This window comes from Phocaeicola sp. RTP21198st1_B8_RTP21198_201120 (assembly GCF_040929485.1).
GTDB classification, from domain to species: domain Bacteria; phylum Bacteroidota; class Bacteroidia; order Bacteroidales; family Bacteroidaceae; genus Phocaeicola; species Phocaeicola dorei.
Genome location: NZ_JBCOCI010000576.1, coordinates 1 through 653, shown reverse-complemented (window position 1 = coordinate 653; position 653 = coordinate 1). Strand labels below are relative to the sequence as shown.

Genomic DNA, 653 nt, shown 5'->3' with positions numbered 1-653 from the left:
ACGGAGGAAGATGAACACTCTGTGTCGGTACGAGTGGGAGCGGGAGTAGTATGGGATGACTTCGTTGCATATTGCGTAGAACATGGATGGTATGGAACGGAGAACCTGTCGCTCATCCCCGGTGAGGTCGGAGCGAGCGCGGTACAGAACATCGGAGCTTATGGCGTTGAAGTGAAAGATCTGATAACAGCTGTGGAAACGGTGAACATTCAAGCTGAAGAACGCGTTTATTCGGTGGAAGAGTGTGGATATACCTACCGCAACAGTATCTTTAAACGCCCGGAAAACAAGTCGGCTTTTGTCACCTATGTCCGTTTCCGACTTAGTAAAAAAGAACATTATACGTTAGATTATGGAACCATTCGTCAGGAGCTTGAAAAATATCCGGCATTGACGCTTTCTGTTGTACGGAAAGTGATAATTGATATTCGTGAGAGCAAGTTGCCCGACCCGAAGGTAATGGGAAATGCCGGCAGCTTCTTTATGAATCCCATTGTGCCGAAAGAAAAACTGGAAGCCCTGCAGCAGGAATATCCCCGGATACCTTACTATGAGCTGGCAGAAGATCGGGTGAAAATTCCGGCAGGATGGATGATCGACCAATGCGGCTGGAAAGGTAAGGCCTTAGGTCCGGCTGCCGTACATGATAAACA

At 48.1% G+C, this 653-nt stretch carries 1 protein-coding gene; it reads left to right on the top strand.

The genetic code is table 11. From position 1 onward, the window contains the following. Positions 1-653, top strand: a 653-nt coding sequence (murB, locus tag AB5935_RS28235) for a UDP-N-acetylmuramate dehydrogenase (RefSeq protein ID WP_368328134.1), incomplete at both ends; no start/stop codon positions are given.